General features: G+C 71.3%; 1 protein-coding gene and 1 pseudogene. One reads left to right on the top strand and one right to left on the bottom strand.

The window, feature by feature from the left end; genetic code table 11:
• Positions 1 to 418, top strand: a pseudogene (locus tag AC1DTN_RS38135) (hypothetical protein); the annotation flags it as partial.
• Here the strand turns inward: AC1DTN_RS38135 and AC1DTN_RS38130 are convergent.
• The coding region (locus AC1DTN_RS38130) for an Lrp/AsnC ligand binding domain-containing protein (protein WP_477925350.1) at positions 316 to 644 on the bottom strand (329 nt) is incomplete at its 5' end. The pseudogene AC1DTN_RS38135 and the gene AC1DTN_RS38130 sit on opposite strands and share 103 nt — an antisense overlap.

Raw genomic sequence — 644 nt, 5'->3', positions numbered from 1 at the left:
GCGGCTGGCCGAGCGCCGTGACCTGCTGCGGGAGGTGCTGGCGCATGCGGTGCCCCACAGCCGGGACGACATGGTGGTCATGTTCGCGTCGGCCTCGGGGATGCGGCAGGGGCGCTTCGAGCAGGAGACACGCATGACCCGCATCTTCGGCGGCAGCCTGCGCGGCGTGGACCGCACGGCCATCGAGCTTGCGACGGCGGCGGGCGTGGTTGCCGTGTTCGAGCTGCTACGCACCGGCCGCTTGCCGGCGCGGGGTTTCGTGAGCCAGGAACAGGTTGCGCTGGGCGCCCTGCTGAGCACCCGTGTCGGGGGCTACTACGCGGCCCTCGGCGGCACGCCCGAGCCGATGCCCAAGCCGGCGACGGCACTGCGGCGGTCCACCTTGCGGCTCAACACCACCGACGTGTGCGTGTGCTGAATGCCTTCGATCTGCCCGATGCGGTCGAGCAGCGCGTCGAGCTGCTCGTTGGTTTCGCAGCGCAGCAGCACCATGTAGTCGAACTGGCCGCTGACGGCGCAGACCTCCTCGACCTCGGGCAGCCGTTCGAGCGCGCGGACGATGACAGCGCCCATCTTCGGCGCCGTGCTCAGGCCGCAGTAGGCCTGCACGGCGGCCTGTTCGAGCCGTTGCCCCAGCCGCACGC

The sequence above is a fragment of the Rhizobium sp. 01T444 genome, assembly GCF_056398305.1.
Note: the sequence above shows the minus strand (reverse complement) of the source record. Positions and strands in the feature narration are given on the sequence as shown.